Origin of the sequence: Achromobacter sp. ESBL13, assembly GCF_036668755.1 — a bacterium.
Lineage (GTDB): Bacteria > Pseudomonadota > Gammaproteobacteria > Burkholderiales > Burkholderiaceae_B > Achromobacter.
Genome location: NZ_JAZEVT010000007.1, coordinates 139,433 through 155,003 on the forward strand (window position 1 = coordinate 139,433; position 15,571 = coordinate 155,003).

15 protein-coding genes and 1 riboswitch are annotated in these 15,571 nt (G+C 66.6%); of the genes, 7 read left to right on the forward strand and 8 right to left on the reverse strand.

Annotation, left to right across the window (positions count from 1 at the left end; translation table 11 throughout):
• Positions 1-400 precede the first annotated feature (400 nt).
• Together V6F88_RS24155 and V6F88_RS24160 are read right to left on the reverse strand one after the other, a co-directional pair.
• On the reverse strand, positions 401-739 hold the full coding sequence (locus V6F88_RS24155; RefSeq protein WP_332612747.1) for a hypothetical protein: 339 nt from the start codon (positions 737-739) through the stop codon (positions 401-403).
• Positions 740-1,201: 462 nt separating this feature from the next.
• Complete coding sequence (locus V6F88_RS24160) at positions 1,202-2,209, reverse strand: sodium:calcium antiporter (protein ID WP_332612749.1); 1,008 nt, start codon at positions 2,207-2,209, stop codon at positions 1,202-1,204.
• Between the two features lie 79 nt (positions 2,210-2,288).
• Positions 2,289-2,453: riboswitch (yybP-ykoY riboswitch) on the reverse strand.
• A gap of 137 nt (positions 2,454-2,590) precedes the next feature.
• Here V6F88_RS24160 and V6F88_RS24165 point away from each other — a divergent pair.
• Positions 2,591-3,937: an aminopeptidase P N-terminal domain-containing protein gene (locus V6F88_RS24165; protein ID WP_332612750.1), complete on the forward strand. Its 1,347-nt coding sequence runs from the start codon at positions 2,591-2,593 to the stop codon at positions 3,935-3,937.
• 36 nt (positions 3,938-3,973) lie between these two features.
• On the opposite strand, the gene V6F88_RS24170 is transcribed toward V6F88_RS24165, so the two are convergent.
• Positions 3,974-4,462, reverse strand: a complete 489-nt coding sequence (locus V6F88_RS24170; protein ID WP_332612752.1) for a TM2 domain-containing protein — start codon at positions 4,460-4,462, stop codon at positions 3,974-3,976.
• Between the two features lie 78 nt (positions 4,463-4,540).
• Between V6F88_RS24170 and V6F88_RS24175 the strand changes: the two genes are divergently transcribed.
• The 6 genes from V6F88_RS24175 (at position 4,541) to ruvA (ending at position 10,007) form a co-directional block, all read left to right on the forward strand.
• Positions 4,541-5,728: a UbiH/UbiF/VisC/COQ6 family ubiquinone biosynthesis hydroxylase gene (locus V6F88_RS24175; RefSeq protein WP_332612754.1), complete on the forward strand. Its 1,188-nt coding sequence runs from the start codon at positions 4,541-4,543 to the stop codon at positions 5,726-5,728.
• 72 nt (positions 5,729-5,800) lie between these two features.
• Positions 5,801-6,826, forward strand: a complete 1,026-nt coding sequence (gene dusB, locus V6F88_RS24180; RefSeq protein ID WP_332612755.1) for a tRNA dihydrouridine synthase DusB — start codon at positions 5,801-5,803, stop codon at positions 6,824-6,826.
• Between the two features lie 36 nt (positions 6,827-6,862).
• Positions 6,863-7,102, forward strand: coding sequence for a helix-turn-helix domain-containing protein (locus V6F88_RS24185; protein WP_006217670.1), 240 nt, complete (start codon positions 6,863-6,865; stop codon positions 7,100-7,102).
• Between the two features lie 105 nt (positions 7,103-7,207).
• The gene (gene purH, locus V6F88_RS24190; RefSeq protein ID WP_332612757.1) at positions 7,208-8,797 is read left to right on the forward strand and encodes a bifunctional phosphoribosylaminoimidazolecarboxamide formyltransferase/IMP cyclohydrolase; all 1,590 of its coding nucleotides are present in this window, start codon (positions 7,208-7,210) and stop codon (positions 8,795-8,797) included.
• A complete protein-coding gene (gene ruvC / locus V6F88_RS24195) occupies positions 8,797-9,345 on the forward strand; it encodes a crossover junction endodeoxyribonuclease RuvC (RefSeq protein ID WP_046803487.1) in 549 nt (182 codons plus the stop codon). Before purH ends, ruvC begins: the two co-directional genes overlap by 1 nt.
• Before the next feature lie 89 nt (positions 9,346-9,434).
• Positions 9,435-10,007, forward strand: coding sequence for a Holliday junction branch migration protein RuvA (gene ruvA / locus V6F88_RS24200; RefSeq protein WP_046803488.1), 573 nt, complete (start codon positions 9,435-9,437; stop codon positions 10,005-10,007).
• Here ruvA and V6F88_RS24205 read toward each other — a convergent pair.
• The 5 genes from V6F88_RS24205 to V6F88_RS24225 all read right to left on the reverse strand — a co-directional run bounded on the left by V6F88_RS24205 (position 10,004) and on the right by V6F88_RS24225 (position 15,560).
• Positions 10,004-10,924 carry a complex I NDUFA9 subunit family protein gene (locus V6F88_RS24205; RefSeq protein WP_332612759.1) on the reverse strand — a complete coding sequence of 307 codons (921 nt, stop codon included), beginning with the start codon at positions 10,922-10,924 and terminating at the stop codon, positions 10,004-10,006. The two genes, ruvA and V6F88_RS24205, sit on opposite strands and share 4 nt — an antisense overlap.
• Positions 10,925-11,028: 104 nt before the next feature.
• Positions 11,029-11,994, reverse strand: coding sequence for a threo-3-hydroxy-L-aspartate ammonia-lyase (locus tag V6F88_RS24210; RefSeq protein WP_332612761.1), 966 nt, complete (start codon positions 11,992-11,994; stop codon positions 11,029-11,031).
• A 91-nt stretch (positions 11,995-12,085) separates the two neighbouring features.
• Positions 12,086-13,159 carry a Holliday junction branch migration DNA helicase RuvB gene (ruvB, locus tag V6F88_RS24215; protein ID WP_046803491.1) on the reverse strand — a complete coding sequence of 358 codons (1,074 nt, stop codon included), beginning with the start codon at positions 13,157-13,159 and terminating at the stop codon, positions 12,086-12,088.
• A gap of 101 nt (positions 13,160-13,260) precedes the next feature.
• The gene (locus tag V6F88_RS24220; protein ID WP_332612763.1) at positions 13,261-14,859 is read right to left on the reverse strand and encodes a sensor histidine kinase; all 1,599 of its coding nucleotides are present in this window, start codon (positions 14,857-14,859) and stop codon (positions 13,261-13,263) included.
• Positions 14,859-15,560, reverse strand: a complete 702-nt coding sequence (locus V6F88_RS24225; protein WP_039882801.1) for a response regulator — start codon at positions 15,558-15,560, stop codon at positions 14,859-14,861. Before V6F88_RS24225 ends, V6F88_RS24220 begins: the two co-directional genes overlap by 1 nt.
• Between the last annotated feature and the right edge of the window lie 11 nt (positions 15,561-15,571).

Sequence of the window (15,571 nt, forward strand, 5' to 3'; positions counted from 1 at the left end):
GATTTCTTGTCGGAGACACGGCTTTCCCGCCCAGGCGCCGGCCACGCGGGCAGGAACGGGCCACGGCATAACGTAAAGCCGTCGGTCCGCCCAGGCGGGCGTGCGCAGGCACCGGGGCAATGTTGCCGGTGTCCGGATCGCGGTGAATCGCGCCGGAGTGCAAAAACGGAAAGGGAGCTAGCTGGGAATCGAAACCGGCGCCGTGGGCGCGTTCGTCAGTGGGACGCGGCAAGGCCGGGGATTCAATGCTGCGGAGTCCGTCGGAGCCGGAAGTCTGTCCGGCCGGTCGGCTCGCGGGCGAGAAGACAGGTCAGACAGGCATGCCGGCGCCATGCACTTGGCGCAATCGAGGGTCGGGGTCTAAGGCACTAGGCATGATCTCTCCTGGGACAAGTGGGCGTTACGAAGCCATTGCGGCGGCTTGCGCGCCGAAATGCACGTGACGCACGGCGGGGTTGGCGCTGAGGCGGCGCGCTTGCGACATCAATTCAGCGCGCAGTTCGGGCGGGCAATTGACGGTGATGCAAGCCGACGCCATGTTCGGGTCGCGGCCTTGGTCGACCTGCACTTGCGAGACATCCAGGCCGGCGGCGCTGAAGTCCAGGCAGATCTGTTTGCGCAAGGCGCCCAGTTCGTCGCGCGGGCAAATGACCGTCAAGCGCGACGTGCCGCGACGGCGGCCCAGGGCGGTGGCACGGTCTACGCCGGCGCGGCGTAGGAACAAGTCGAAGAAACGCATAACGACCTCCATTGCGAAAATGGGGAGCGTGATCGCGAGTACGCGTGCAGCCACACGCAGCGCATGGCAGACGCGCACAAAAGACGTGCACGAACGCTGACGCTGCGACTAGCGGCGGTTCTGGCGGTTTACGTTGGGGAATTTCCCGGCAAGCCGAAGGCTTGCGCTATTGCCTGGGGTGGAACCCTGGGCTTGGGATACGCCGCAACCTGTATGACAGGATGCGGCAGATGGAGCTCTGCGTGTTTCCTGTCAGACAGCGATGTCGATGCAAGATCGACTACTTTCGCCGGAATCGGTATTCACGAAGACTGCTCCTGGGATGGATAACGGACGGATTTTACGCGGGTTTCCACTGATGGACAAGGTTTTTGCGGTGCAACGACACCACTGACGTAAAAAAGAAAAGCGGCGCAAGCCTGAGAGGCCGTGCGCCGCGTTTTTCGTTCCGGACAACCGGTGTCAGGCGTAGAAATGCCAGCCCAGATAGGCCGCGAACAGGGCGTAAAAACCACCCACCGCCGACAACGCGGGCACGCTCATGACCGAGCGACGGAAGCGCAGCCACAACAGCCCGATCGAGAGCATCGTGAACAGGCCGGCCGCCAGCAAGGGTGCATCCAGCAGCCACGGCGTCATGAAGATACCGAGCGCGCTGGGTATGGTGGCCTGGATCATCATCGCGCCCGAAATATTGGCCAGCGCCAGCCGTTCCTTCCCCTGCCGCACCCAGATCAGCGCGTTCATGATTTCGGGCAACTCAGTGGCCACGGGCGCCAGCAACAAGGCGGCCACGTGCGGGGATGCGCCCATGGCGACGCCCAGCAGCTCGATCTGGTTGACGAAAACGTGCGATGCGCCGGCAATCACGACCAACGCCAGGATCGTCTGCGTGGCCGCCCAGAACATTGATGGATCAGTGTCGCGCGGCCGCAGCTTAAGCGGTTCAAGGTCTTCGCAATCGGCGCGTTCTTCGTCATGGCTCAGTTCGCGTTTGACGTACATGCCGTAAGTGGCCAGGAACAGAATGCCCAGCCACGGCTTCCAGGCAAAGGCCAGCAGGCCCAGCCCCACCTTGAAAATGAAAATGCCCATGAACCAGGCCTGGTCGCGGGCCAGCCGGCGCTGGTCCGCGTTGATACAGTTGGCTTTTTCCGGTTGGCCCCCACGGCGGGCGCGCCACAGCGCGATGCCCACCACCGCGTACGCCAGGGTCGCCAGCACCAGCGGGCCGCCCATGGCTGCGCCAACGCCGATGTCTTTTTGTTCAGGGGTGTCGCCAAACACGACGGCCATGAAGGTGACCGCGCTTTCAGGCAAGGCCGTGCCGAAGGCCGCCAGCACGGTGCCGGTGGCGGTAGCGCCCAGGTGGAAGCGGTGTCCGACCCATTCGACGCCATTGACGAAGAATTCGCAGGCGAAGTAAATCACTGCCGCGGACAGGAAAAACAGGAACAGGGTGAGCAACATATGAACGCAGCCGGACGAGCAGAAACCAATTGGCGCGACGCAGCGGCTCGCCCGGCTAGGGTGAACGCTACGCGGCCAAAGGTCTCGCCTGGCTGATCCATGCGGCGGGCGGGCCGCTTGCATGGAAACCGTTAGCGCCATGGAGTTCTAGCAACCGCTACGCGGTACTGAACCACCAAGTCTGTTGACGCTAACTCCTTTGGGGACAAAGGATGGCTACTCCCCAATGACAGAGCCGCGATTGTAGCAGCGCAAATCGCGACGTCCAGTCAAATCCGCCTGAACCGCGCCGGTTGGGTTTGTGCTGTTGTCCGCGCGCGATAGCGGGGTAAAGTAAGCCGCATCCCTCACCTTTCGCGGGGCTCGCGCCCCTGCCCGCCCATGAGCCTGCCTCCCGCCGACATCGCTCCCTTTGCCGCCCGCCGCCAACGCCTGATAGAACGGATGCGCGCCGACGGCGGCGGCATCGCCATCTTGCCCACCGCCCCCGAGGCGATCCGCAATCGCGACGCCGAATTCCCGTACCGCCATGACAGCGACTTCTTCTACCTGACCGGTTTCACCGAGCCGGCGGCGTGGCTGGTGTTGATTGCAGGCGCCACGGATCGGGCCCTGTTGTTTTGCCGGCCGCGCCATGTCGAACATGAAATCTGGGAAGGCAAGCGGTTCGGCCCCGAGGCGGCCGCCGATTACTTTGGCTTTGACGACGCCCACCCGATCGATGCGCTGGACGAACTGATCCCCAAGCTGATGCTGGACCACCCCACACTGTATGCGCCCCTGGCCGGCGACAAGCACCGCGACGGGCGCCTGCATCGCTGGCTGTCCGCCGCGCGCGATGCCGGGCGCGCCGGGCACACGCCGCCCAGCCGGCAACAGGACATTCGGCCCTTGCTGGCGGAAATGCGGCTGGTCAAGGACGCCGCCGAAATTGCCACCATGAGACGCGCCGCCAAGATATCGGCCGGCGCGCACGCCCGCGCCATGCGCGTGGCCCGCCCCGGCATGCACGAATACGAACTGGAAGCGGAACTGCTCTATGAATTTCGCCGCCACGGCGCCCAGGCCGTGGCCTACAACAGCATCGTCGCCGCCGGCGCCAACGCTTGTGTGCTGCATTACCCGGCGGGCGAGGCCGTGCTGCGCGACGGCGACCTGGTGCTGATAGACGCGGGCTGCGAAGTCGACAGCTACGCCAGCGACATCACGCGGACCTTTCCGGTCAACGGGCGCTACAGCGGCCCGCAGCGCGCGCTGTACGACCTGACCGTGGCCGCGCAAGAAGCCGCGGCGGCTGCCACCGCCCCGGGGCGCACCTTCAACGACGGGCACGAGGCCGCGTTGCGCGTGCTGGCCCAGGGCATGATCGACTTGAAGCTGTTGAAAGGGTCGCTGGACGGCGTGCTGGAATCGGGCGACTACAGCCGCTTCTACATGCACCGCACCGGCCACTGGCTGGGGCTGGACGTGCATGACGCGGGCGACTACCGCCAACCCGGCCCCGCGCGCCAGTCCGGCGACCGGCCGTGGCGCACGCTGGAACGGGGCATGATGCTGACGATCGAACCGGGCATCTACGTGCGCCCCTCGGACGATGTGCCGGAAAGCTACTGGAACATCGGCATCCGCACCGAGGACGATGCGCTGGTCACCGACGAAGGCTGCGAACTGATCACGCGCGGGGTGCCGGTGCAAGCGTCGGAAATCGAAGCGCTGATGCGCGAATAGGGCCGCGCGGCGGGGGGCGCTTCCGCGTCCCGCGCGCTACAGCACCAGCCCGTCCAGCCAGCCCATGGCCACCCAGACGTAAACCACCACCATCGCGATGGCGAACATCGATACCACCGAGCCCACCAGGCAAGCCAGCAGGGCCACCAGCACCGGGCCCCAACCCGTGGACGTGGGTCGGCCCAGGCCGGGGTTGTAGCGCCGGTCGAATTTTTCGTCGGACATCAGCGAGAACACGGCGCTTTCAATGAAGCCGTCGATCATCGGGATGAACAACAGGAAGAAGGCCGGGTTGTCGTACCAGACGGGGTAGAAGTGAAACGCGCAGAACAGGCTGACGATGGCCAGCAGCGTTACCGCCCATGCGTAGCGGCGGCCCAAGTACCACCAATGCGCGCCCAACCAGCCGAACAGGCAGGCCAGCAGCCCTACGGCGACCTTGCCGCGCGGGCGGCGGGCGGTGGCGGATGCGGTGCCGCTAACCGATGCAGCGGACACCGAAGAAGAAGCCTGAACCTGCGTCATGTCGATCAACCGGTAAGGGTTACGCGCGGCCCGCCGCGCTGGCTGTGCCGGATTGTAGTGGACGGTTAAAATCCCGGCATGACTGCATCCGCCTTCGATATCGCGATTCTTGGCGCCGGCCCCGTGGGCCGCGTGCTGGCCCTGATGCTGGCGCGCGTCGCGCCGGACCCGTCGCGCATCGCCCTGCTGGCGGGCAGCGTCCCGGCAGCGCCCGCCGCCACCATTCCTGCCACCATTGCCGCCACCATTCCCGCCGCCGACCCACGCGTGCTTGCCATGAACCACGGCAGCCGCGTGTTGCTGGAATCATTGCTGGCGTGGCCGGATCGGTCGGCCGACATACGCAACATCCATGTGTCGCAGCGGGGCCGGCTGGGTCGCACGGTCATTCAGAACACGGATTTCAACGTGCCGCAGCTGGGCAGCGTCGTGGCCTATGCCGGCTTGCACGCCAAGCTGGACGAACGCGTGGCTGCCTGTGGCGTCACCGTGCTGTCCGGCCCCGCCGCCAAGGTCGAACGCCAGGACGCCGACGGCGTGCGCATCGTGCAGGGCGACAACACGCTGCTGTGCCAGGTGGCCGTGCAGTCCGACGGCGCCGGCGCCACGGACCTGCGCCGCGATTACGGCCAGCATGCCGTGCTGACCACTGCCCATGCCACCCTGCCGCGCCGGGGTTGGGCGTGGGAACGCTTCACCGCCGAGGGGCCGCTGGCCTTGTTGCCCCATCCGCAAACGCCCGACGCCTACTCGGTGGTCTGGTGCAGCGCGCCCGAGCGCGCCAACGAACTGGCCGCGATGGATAACGCCGCGTTCTCCGTCGCGCTGACGCAAGCCTTTGGCGACCGCCTGGGCCGGCTGTCGAGCCAGTCCCCGCGCCACGTCTTCCCCCTGGCGCTGGCCGCCCGGCGCGCACAGGTGCAAGGGCGCGTGGTGGCCATCGGCAACGCCGCGCAGACGCTGCATCCCGTGGCGGGCCAGGGCCTGAACCTGGGGCTACGCGACGCCGCCCGCCTGGCCCAGACGCTGGCCGGCTGGCTGGCGCAGCCGGCATCCAGCCCGTCCTCGCGCCTGGCCGAATTCGCACAGGCGCGGCATGTCGACCGTTTCATTACCGCCGGCCTGACCGATTTGATGCCGCGCGTCTTCGCCACGGGGCTGGCACCCGTCGAACACGCCTGCGGGCTGGCGTTGCTGGGCATGGACCTGGCTTCGCCCCTGCGCGCGCCCTTGGCCCAGCACTTGTTGCAGGGCTTTCGCGCCTGAACCGCGCCGCTTGTTACCAAGCTGTCGGCCTTTGAAAACAGGGGTCCGATTCGAGCCGGTTAAAATGTGACCATGCGCATAGGCCAATGGACCCTTCCCAACAACGTTCTTGTCGCGCCCATGGCGGGCGTGACGGACCGCCCGTTCCGACAACTTTGCAAGAAGTTGGGGGCGGGCTACGCCGTGTCCGAGATGGCCGCCAGCAACCCCAAGCTATGGGACAGCGTCAAGACGTCCCGGCGGCTGAATCATGATGGCGAAATCGCCCCTATTTCGGTCCAGATCGCGGGCGCGGACCCGGCCATGATGGCCGAGGCCGCCGTTTTCAACGCCGGCAAGGGGGCGCGCATCATCGACATCAACATGGGTTGCCCGGTAAAGAAAGTGTGCAACGTGGCGTCCGGCTCGGCGCTGCTGCGCCACGAAGACCTGATCGTCCGCATCCTGGACGCCGTGGTCTCGGCCTGCGCACCGCTGGGCGTGCCGGTCACGCTCAAGACCCGCACCGGCTGGGACCGCAACAGCCGCAACGCCCTGCGGGTGGCCAAGCTGGCCGAAAATGCCGGCATCGCGGCGCTGACGCTGCACGGCCGCACCCGCGCCGACCTCTATACGGGCGAGGCGGAATATGACACTATCCGCGCCGTCAAGGCCGAGCTGACCATCCCCGTGATCGCAAACGGGGATATCGACTCGCCTGAAAAAGCCAAGCACGTCCTGGATTACACTGGCGCCGACGCGGTCATGATTGGCCGGGCGGCACAAGGCCGTCCCTGGATCTTCCGCGAAATCGATCACTATTTGCGCACGGGCGAGTCACTGGCCCCTCCCTCCTATGGGGAAATGCGCGAGCTGTTGCTTGAACATCTCGACGACCATTACCGGTTCTATGGCGAGCACACCGGCGTACGCACGGCGCGCAAGCATATCGGCTGGTATCTGGACGGCCTGCCGGGGGCGGATTCGTTCTGCGCCCACATGAACCTGATCGACAATACCCGCGACCAGTGGCGGGCGGTGTCGGATTGGTTCGATACCCTCTCGCGCGACGGAGAGCCCCATCCGGCGCCGGTCGCAGAAGCCCTGCTGGCGGCATAACCGCCTCAACACCAACATAAAAATATCTGTACTCAAATGAGCAAGAAAGATGTCCTGGAAGAATGCGTGCGCGCCAGCCTGGAGCGCTATTTCGAAGACTTGGGTGAATCCGAGCCCCACGATATGTGGGACATGGTGATGCGCTGCGTGGAACGCCCGGTGCTTGAAGTGGCGCTGGAGCGGTCGGGCGGCAACCAGTCGCGCGCATCCGAAATGCTGGGCATCACCCGCAACACCCTGCGCAAGAAATTGCTGGCGCACAATATCCAGGTATAGCTTTTCCAAGAAGGACGGCCCCCGGCGGGCCACCGTCCTTTCCTTCGCAGATTCCCATCCCGACCTGAACGAGAAAGGCCCACCGCCCGACTCCCGTCCCCCACCATGAAAATCGAAACCGCCCTGCTTTCGGTGTCCGACAAGACCGGCATCGTTGAATTTGCCCGCGCCCTGGCCGCGCGTGGCGTGCGCCTGCTGTCGACCGGCGGCACCGCCAAGCTGCTGGCCGACTCCGGCCTGACCGTCACCGAAGTGGCCGCCCACACGGGTTCGCCGGAAATCCTGGATGGCCGCGTCAAGACGCTGCACCCCAAGATTCACGGCGGCCTGCTGGCCCGTCGCGACAGCGCCGAGCACATGGACACCATCAAGGCGGCGGGCATCGACCGCATCGACATGCTGGTGGTGAACCTGTATCCGTTCCGTGAAACCGTGGCCAAGCCCGATTGCACGTTCGCGGACGCGGTCGAGAACATCGACATCGGCGGCCCGGCGATGCTGCGCGCGGCGGCCAAGAACCATGGCACCGAAGCAGGCGGCGTGACGGTCGTGATCGACCCGGTCGACTATTCGCGCGTGCTGGCCGAAATGGACAAGACCGGCAGCACGTCCTACGGCCTGCGCCTGGCGCTGGCCTCGAAGGTCTACGCCCACACGGCGGCCTACGACGGCGCCATCGCCGCCTACCTGACCAGCCTGACCGAAGCCGAACCGGCCCAGGAAGCGGTGCCCGCCCGTAACGAATGGCCCGGCACGCTGACCTTGCAGGTCAAGCAGGAACAGGCGCTGCGCTACGGCGAAAATCCCCACCAGACCGCCGCGTTCTACGTCGATGCGCAGCGTCCGGCCGGCTTGCTGGGCAATTACCGCCAGTTGCAGGGCAAGGAACTGTCCTACAACAACATCGCCGACGCCGACGCCGCGTGGGAATGCGCGCGCAGCTTCGACGTGCCCGCCTGCGTCATCGTCAAGCACGCCAACCCGTGCGGGGTGGCCGTGGCGGCCGACACGCTGGGCGCCTATCAGCAAGCCTTCAAGACCGACCCGACGTCGGCCTTCGGCGGCATCATCGCCTTTAACCGTCCGGTGGACGCGGCCACGGCCGAAGCCGTCAGCGGCCAGTTCATGGAAGTACTGCTGGCGCCCGCCTACGATGGCGCCGCGCTGGCCATCCTGGCCGCCAAGAAGAACGTGCGCGTGCTGGAAGTGCCGATGGGCGTTGGCCACAACGCGTTCGACATCAAGCGCGTGGGCGGCGGCTGGCTGGTGCAGACCCCGGACGCCTACAACGTGCCGCGCGATGCACTCAAAGTGGTCAGCAAGCGCCAGCCCACCGAACAGGAAATGAACGACCTGGCTTTCGCCTGGAAGGTCGCCAAGTACGTCAAGTCCAACGCCATCGTATTCGTGGGCGGCGGCATGACGCTGGGCGTGGGCGCCGGCCAGATGAGCCGCATCGACTCGGCCCGCATTGCCTCGATCAAAGCCGAAAACGCCGGCCTGACGCTGCAAGGCTCGGCCGTGGCGTCGGACGCGTTCTTCCCCTTCCGCGACGGCCTGGACGTCGTGGTGGCGGCGGGCGCAACCTGCGTCATTCAGCCGGGCGGCAGCATGCGTGACGATGAAGTCATCGCCGCGGCCGACGAGCACGGCATCGCCATGGTGCTGACCGGCACCCGCCACTTCCGCCACTGATGCGCGTCCTGGGCATCGATCCGGGCTTGCGCCGCACCGGCTTCGGTGTGATCGATGCCGAGGGCTCGCGGCTGCGCTATGTCGCCAGCGGGACCATCGTGGTCCCGCCGGCGCTGACGCTGGCCGAGCGCCTGAAAGTCATCCTGGACAATCTGCGCGAGGTCGCGCGCGACACGCAACCCGATGTCGCGGCGCTTGAAATCGTTTTCCTGAACACCAATCCCGCGTCCACCCTGCTGCTGGGCCAGGCCCGTGGCGCCGCGTTGTGCGCGCTGGCCGACAGTTCGCTGGCGGTGCATGAATACACGGCCTTGCAGATCAAGAAGGCCGTGGTCGGCACCGGCCGCGCCGCCAAGGAGCAGGTGCAGATGATGGTGCAGCACCTGCTGTCCCTGGACGGCGTGCCCGCGCCCGACTCCGCCGACGCGCTGGCCTGCGCCATCTGCCACGCCCACGTCGGCCCGTTGCAGGACAAGCTGGAACGGCTGGGAACGGCCTTGCGCATGGGCGGCAAGACGCGCCTGCGCAATGGCCGCCTGATCGGCTGAGCCCGCAGCGCACCGCCCGCCCGGGCGTATAGAATGCCCGCATTCGCCGCGCATTCCGCGCGCGCCATTGCTACCAGGCCATCATCACCATGATCGGACGCATTACCGGAACCCTGATTGAAAAGCTGCCTCCCACCATCTGCGTGGACGTGGGCGGCGTGGGGTATGACATCGACGTGTCCATGAGCACGCTGTATTCGCTGCCGGAGACCGGCGCGCGCGTCACGCTTTATACGCACCTGACGGTGCGTGAAGACGCGCACATCCTGTATGGCTTCGGCACCGCGGGCGAGCGCAGCGCGTTTCGCCAGCTGATCAAGGTCAGCGGTATTGGCGCGCGCACCGCGCTGTCCGTATTGTCGGGAATGTCCGTGGCTGACCTGGCGCAGGCCATTACCTTGCAGGAATCGGGCCGCCTGACGCGCGTGCCCGGCATCGGCAAGAAAACGGCGGAACGGCTGCTGCTGGAAATGCGCGGCAAGCTGGGGGCCGACATCGGCGCGTCGTCGCACGCCACGCCGGACAACCAGTCGGACATTTTGAACGCCCTGCTGGCGCTGGGTTATTCAGAGAAGGAATCGCTGTCGGCCCTCAAGACCCTGCCCGAAGGCGTGGGTGTGTCCGACGGCATCAAGCAGGCATTGAAAGCGTTGGCGCGCTAAGGCGCACGCTGCAAATAGCGTGGCGCCACGGCTTCCAGGCCGGTCGGCACCACGCGCAATTCCGGCGCGATGGGGCCCACGCAGACGTTGTCGCGGCGCAGGGAATCCAGGTTGTCGCGCGACATCAGGGGTTCGCCGGGCATGCATTCGAACAGGCGCGCCTGGATGCGTCCCACGCCCATCGGCACCGGCACCACCGGGCGCGGATGGCCGCTCCAGGCCGCGCACAGACGCGCAATTTCACCCAGCGTGTAAACCTGCGGGCCGCCCAGTTCATAGGTCTTGCCACAGGTTTGCGAATCGCTCAGCGCGGTGGCCATGGCCACCACCACGTCGCCCACATACACCGGCTGCATGCGCGCGTTGGCGCCCGCCAGCGGCAAGACCGGCAGCCAGCGCGCCAGCGACGCAAACATATTCGTGAAGTTGTCGTCCGGGCCGAAGATGACCGAGGGCCGGAAAATCGTCCACCCCGTATCGTTGCCGGATGGGAATTCGCTTTTGACGGCGGCCTCGCCGTCGCCCTTGGAGCGCTGGTACATGCTGTCGCCCTGGGAATCCGCCCCCAGCGCGCTCATGTGAAACAGGCGCCGAACCCCATGACGTTGGCATGCGCGCGCAATGCGCTGCGGCAGGTGCACGTGCGCCCGCGCGAACGCCGAGCCATAAGGCCGGCCGACGTTGCCGTGCAAGATGCCGACAAGATTGACCACCGCGTCGCAGCCCCGCACCAGGCGGTCCAGCACGGCATCGTCATGGATGTCGGTCTGGATCAGGGTGGTGGTCGGAAGGACTTGCAATTCGCTGCCACGCGCCAGCAGGCGGGTGGGCACGATGATCTGGTGCAGGTCGGCGGAAAGTCGAGCAATCAGGTGACGGCCGATGAAACCGGTGCCGCCGATGACAAGGATACGCATGCCGCAGCCCCTGTTCGAGTCAGGATCGAGATCCGATTCTGCCCTGCACGGGCAACAACCGCAAGCACGCATCGACGGCCCGGGGGCGGGCCGCCGTTTCCGCGTCAGGAAGCCAGCAGCCGGGAGTAGACCGGAAGGTCGACATTGCCACCGCTGATGATGACGCCGACCCGCGCGCCGCCTACCGGCACCACGTTTTGCATGACCGCGGCGGCGGCCAGGCAGCCGGTGGGCTCGACCACCATCTTCATGCGTTCGGCAAAGAACTTCATGGTGCTGACCAACTGCGCGTCAGTCACGGTGACGATATCGCGCACATACTTCTGGATCAGCGGGAACGTCAGGTTGCCAAGGTGGGTAGTGGCGGCGCCGTCGGCCAGCGTCTTGGGCGCGGGAATTCGGACGATTTCACCCTTGCGCAACGACTGCTGGCCGTCATTGCCGGCTTCGGGCTCAACGCCGTACACCAGGCAACGCGGGCTTAGCGCAAATGCCGACAGCGCCGACCCCGACAACAGGCCACCGCCGCCCAGACACACGAACAGATAGTCCAGTTCGCCCACTTCCTCGAACAATTCCTTGGCCGCCGTGCCCTGCCCCGTGATCACGTCTTCGTGGTCGTAAGGCGGGATCAGCGTGGCCCCGGTTTCGGCCTGGATGCGCAACGCGATCTGCTCGCGGTCTTCGGTGTAGCGATCGTAGGTGACGATCTTGCCGCCATAGCCTTCGGTGGCCGCGCGCTTGGCCGCCGGGGCGTCCAGCGGCATGATGATCGTGGCCGACACGCCTTGCAGCTTGGAAGCCAGCGCGATGGCTTGCGCGTGATTGCCCGACGAAAACGTCACCACGCCCGCCGCGCGCTGCTCCGGCGTCAGGCGCGCGATGGCGTTGAAGCCGCCGCGAAACTTGAACGCGCCCATGCGCTGGAAGTTCTCGCACTTGAAGAAGATCGACGCGCCGCTGATTGCGTCGGCCGTGGCCGAGGTCAGGACGGGCGTGCGGTGGGCGTTGCCGGCCAGGCGCTCGCTGGCGCGCACGACGTCATCATAGGTAGGCAGTTCGGGCAGCATGGAAATCTGGTCCTTTGATCGCGGGAATGTCGAAAAACCCCAGGATCATAAACCCGTCACGCAGATTGCGCCGCCCGCCGACGCGGCTAGCCTATTTGTTGAACAGGTCGCCGCTGCCGGTGGCCGCCCCCGCCGGTGGGGCCAGGCCCAGATGGCGCCACGTGGACAGCGTGGCGGTGCGGCCGCGCGGCGTGCGTTGCAGGTAGCCGTGCTGGATCAGGTAAGGCTCGATCACGTCTTCGATGGTGTCGCGTTCTTCGCCGATCGCGGCAGCCAGGCTGTCCACGCCGACCGGTCCGCCATCGAACTTGTGGATGATGGCTTCAAGCAGCTTGCGGTCCATCAGGTCCAGGCCTTGCGGATCGACTTCCAGCATGGCCAGCGCACGGCCGGCGACGTCGGCGTCGATAGTGCCGCTGGCCTTGACCTCGGCGTAGTCGCGCACGCGGCGCAGCAGGCGGTTGGCGATACGAGGCGTGCCGCGTGCGCGGCGCGCCACTTCCGCCGCGCCGTCGGGCGTGATGACGGCGTTCAGCAAACCGGCGCTGCGGGTGACGATGTGGCCCAGGTCCGTGGCGTTGTAGAACTCCAGCCGCGACACGATGCCAAAACGGTCACGCAGCGGGTTGGTCAACATGCCGGCCCGCGTGGTCGCGCCCACCAGTGTGAACGGTTGCAGGTCCAGCTTGACGCTGCGCGCGGCCGGGCCTTCGCCGATCAGGATGTCGATCTGGAAATCTTCCAGCGCGGGGTAGAGGATTTCCTCGACAACGGGCGACAGGCGGTGGATTTCATCGATGAACAGCACATCGTTCTTTTCCAGGTTGGTCAGCAATGCCGCCAGGTCGCCGGGGCGTTCCAGCACGGGGCCGGACGTCTGGCGCAGTTGCACGCCCATTTCGTGCGCAATGATGTGGGCCAGCGTGGTCTTGCCCAGGCCGGGGGGGCCGAACAGCAGCACGTGGTCCAGCGCCTCGCCGCGCTTGCGCGCCGCCGCGATGAAGATTTCAAGCTGTTCGCGGGCCCGCTGCTGGCCGACGTATTCCTGAAGGGCCTTGGGCCGCAAGGCGCGCTCGATCGATTCCTCGTTGGGCGATACCGGCTGCGGCGCCACGATGCGGGGCGCGTCGGGACGAGAGGAAAGGGAATCGGACTGAATGGCCATGGTGCGAAAAACGACAAGGGACGAAGCAGGATGCATCGTACCGTATGGCGAGTCGGCTGGCGCGGGCGGTGGTGGGGGCCACTAGCTGGCCCCCGCCCGCATCAGGCGTTTTCCGACAACGGCAGCTTCACCCGCACACACAGCCCGCCGGATTCCGCCTGACGCAGTTCCAGCGACCCGCCGTGTGCGCGCGCGATTGCCTCGGCCAGCGCCAGCCCCAAGCCCACGCTGCCTGTACGGGTGCGCGCATCGTCCAGCCGGCTGAAGGGGCGCAGCGCCTCCTGGCGGCGTTCGGGCACGATGCCGGGGCCATGGTCCGACACGTCCAGCACGGCCTCGCGGTCTTCGCGGCGCAGGCTGACATTGACCGGCGGCGCGCCATGATTCAGCGCATTGCCGATCAGGTTGTCCAACAAACGACCCAACGCCACCGCGTCGGCCTGCACCACCAGCGGCGCGTCGTCGTCCACGGACGTCAGGTGGATATCGGTGCCCGCGCCCTGCCACGCGCCCACGCGTTCGACCAGCCAGTCGGACAGCACGATGGGCGCATAGCGGTAGGCGGCCGGGTCCGTGCCGCGCACAAAGCCGATGAACTGATCGACCATGTGCTGCATGTCTTGCAGGTCGGTGCGCAAGCCTTCCTTCAGCTTGGAATCGTCGGCCATTTCAATGCGCAACCACATGCGCGACAACGGTCCCTTCAGATCGTGCGGCAGGCCGGACAGCAGCGTGCGGCGCACGGAGTCGGACTCGGCCAGGGCGTCCAGCATGGCGTTGAAGCGTTCGCCCAGCGCGCGGGTTTCGTGCGGGCCGGACGGTTCCACGCGCTGCGGCTGCCCGGCGGCAAGCTGGTCGGCCGCATCGGCCAAGCGCGTGATGGGACGCGTGATGTGCCACGAAAAGCCCACGGCCAAGAGCAGCAACAGGCCCAGTCCGCCCAACCAGGCCGCGATGAACGGCGTGGCAACCGGCGGGTCCAGCCGTTCCAGCGGAATGACCAGCCATTCGCGCAGGCGCGGCACGTCCTCGCTGGCGGAATTGGGCGCCAGAGAAATGAAGATTTCCGGCGTGGGGCCGCGCGACAACGCCACGCGCGTGCCGTCATTCAGGCGTTCGTTCAGCAGTTGCACCAGCACGCGCAGGTCGCGGCGTATGTCGTCGGGTTCGGGCTGGTAGCGCTTCATGCGCTCTTCGTGGGCGGCGTGGTCGGCCTCGCGCTGCTGGGCGCTGCGCGAGTCCCCGGGATCGACGCTGCGCCCGTCGGGCGGCGGCGGAGGCGGCGATTCGCCAGGTCGGGAGTCGGGCCGGGCGTCGGACCTGGACTCCGGCCGTGCGTCGGACGGGGGCGGCGGTGGCGGACGCGGCGCGGTGCGCGGCGGTGGAGGCGGACGGCGGCCGTTGAAACGTTGAAGCTTGGCCTCAGCCGGCAACACGCGCGACCACAGGCGCCATTGATTCTGTGATGCCGTGCGCACGAAATCGGCGCGGTCCTCGGCGGGCACCTCGGACAGCGCCGCGCGCAGCGTGCGGATGGTGGTGACGATATAGCCGATGGCCACGTCTTCCATGAACTTGTGCCGGAAGTACGAGACCGTCACCAGCGTGGCCGCTTGCGTCAACAGGACGGCGCCCAGGATCAGCAGGATCAGTCGCGCCCGCAACGAGCGCGGCACCAGAAAGCGGGCGGGAAAACGCATCAGGGAGAAAACCGGTAGCCAATGCCCCACACGGTCTGGATCCAGCGCGGCTGCTTCGGGTCGTCTTCGATAACGCGACGCAGGCGCAGGATGGCGATGTCGATGGCGCGGTCGTTGCGTTCGCCCGCGTCATCGTCGCGCGCCAGCGCCAACAGGCGTTCGCGCGACAGCGGCTTGCCCGCGTTGCGCACCAGCGCTTCCAGCAGATTGATTTCGCCGCCGGTCAGCTTGACGACGGTGCCGTCACGCGACAACTGGCGGGTGGAGGGGTCGAACAGGAACGGGCCGAACGTGACCGGCGCGTCTTTGGTCAGCGCGGACGGACCGCGCTTGCGGCGCAACACGGCTTCGATGCGGGCCAGCAGCTCGCGCGGGTCGAAGGGCTTGCCGACATAATCGTCGGCCCCGGCTTCCAGGCCGATGATTCGATCCACCGCCTCGTCGCGCGCGGTCAGCAAGATGACGGGGATGTCTTCGCCCTGCTCGCGCAGGCGGCGGCAGGCGTCGGCGCCATCGCCGCCGGGCAGCATGCGGTCAAGCACCAGCAGGTCGGGCGCGTAGCGGGTGATGCGCGATGACAGATCGGTGGCGTCCGGCGCCAGCAAGGTGTCGTAGCCGTGCCGATTCAGGTAGTCGGCCAGCAGTTGTCTTAGGGCCGGGTCGTCGTCCACGACCAGCAGCTTGGTATGAGGATTGTCCATGGATGCCATAG

Excerpts from the sequence above, each read along its gene's own strand:
- dusB (WP_332612755.1), top strand. The coding sequence starts at position 5,801 with ATGCGCATAGGCCAATGGACCCTTCCCAACAACGTTCTTGTCGCGCCC.
- V6F88_RS24225 (WP_039882801.1), bottom strand. The coding sequence starts at position 15,560 with ATGGACAATCCTCATACCAAGCTGCTGGTCGTGGACGACGACCCGGCC.
- V6F88_RS24210 (WP_332612761.1), bottom strand. The coding sequence starts at position 11,994 with ATGCTGCCCGAACTGCCTACCTATGATGACGTCGTGCGCGCCAGCGAG.
- ruvB (WP_046803491.1), bottom strand. The coding sequence starts at position 13,159 with ATGGCCATTCAGTCCGATTCCCTTTCCTCTCGTCCCGACGCGCCCCGC.
- V6F88_RS24185 (WP_006217670.1), top strand. The coding sequence starts at position 6,863 with ATGAGCAAGAAAGATGTCCTGGAAGAATGCGTGCGCGCCAGCCTGGAG.
- V6F88_RS24155 (WP_332612747.1), bottom strand. The coding sequence starts at position 739 with ATGCGTTTCTTCGACTTGTTCCTACGCCGCGCCGGCGTAGACCGTGCC.
- ruvA (WP_046803488.1), top strand. The coding sequence starts at position 9,435 with ATGATCGGACGCATTACCGGAACCCTGATTGAAAAGCTGCCTCCCACC.
- V6F88_RS24160 (WP_332612749.1), bottom strand. The coding sequence starts at position 2,209 with ATGTTGCTCACCCTGTTCCTGTTTTTCCTGTCCGCGGCAGTGATTTAC.
- purH (WP_332612757.1), top strand. The coding sequence starts at position 7,208 with ATGAAAATCGAAACCGCCCTGCTTTCGGTGTCCGACAAGACCGGCATC.
- V6F88_RS24205 (WP_332612759.1), bottom strand. The coding sequence starts at position 10,924 with ATGCGTATCCTTGTCATCGGCGGCACCGGTTTCATCGGCCGTCACCTG.
- V6F88_RS24165 (WP_332612750.1), top strand. The coding sequence starts at position 2,591 with ATGAGCCTGCCTCCCGCCGACATCGCTCCCTTTGCCGCCCGCCGCCAA.
- V6F88_RS24175 (WP_332612754.1), top strand. The coding sequence starts at position 4,541 with ATGACTGCATCCGCCTTCGATATCGCGATTCTTGGCGCCGGCCCCGTG.
- V6F88_RS24170 (WP_332612752.1), bottom strand. The coding sequence starts at position 4,462 with ATGACGCAGGTTCAGGCTTCTTCTTCGGTGTCCGCTGCATCGGTTAGC.
- V6F88_RS24220 (WP_332612763.1), bottom strand. The coding sequence starts at position 14,859 with ATGCGTTTTCCCGCCCGCTTTCTGGTGCCGCGCTCGTTGCGGGCGCGA.
- ruvC (WP_046803487.1), top strand. The coding sequence starts at position 8,797 with ATGCGCGTCCTGGGCATCGATCCGGGCTTGCGCCGCACCGGCTTCGGT.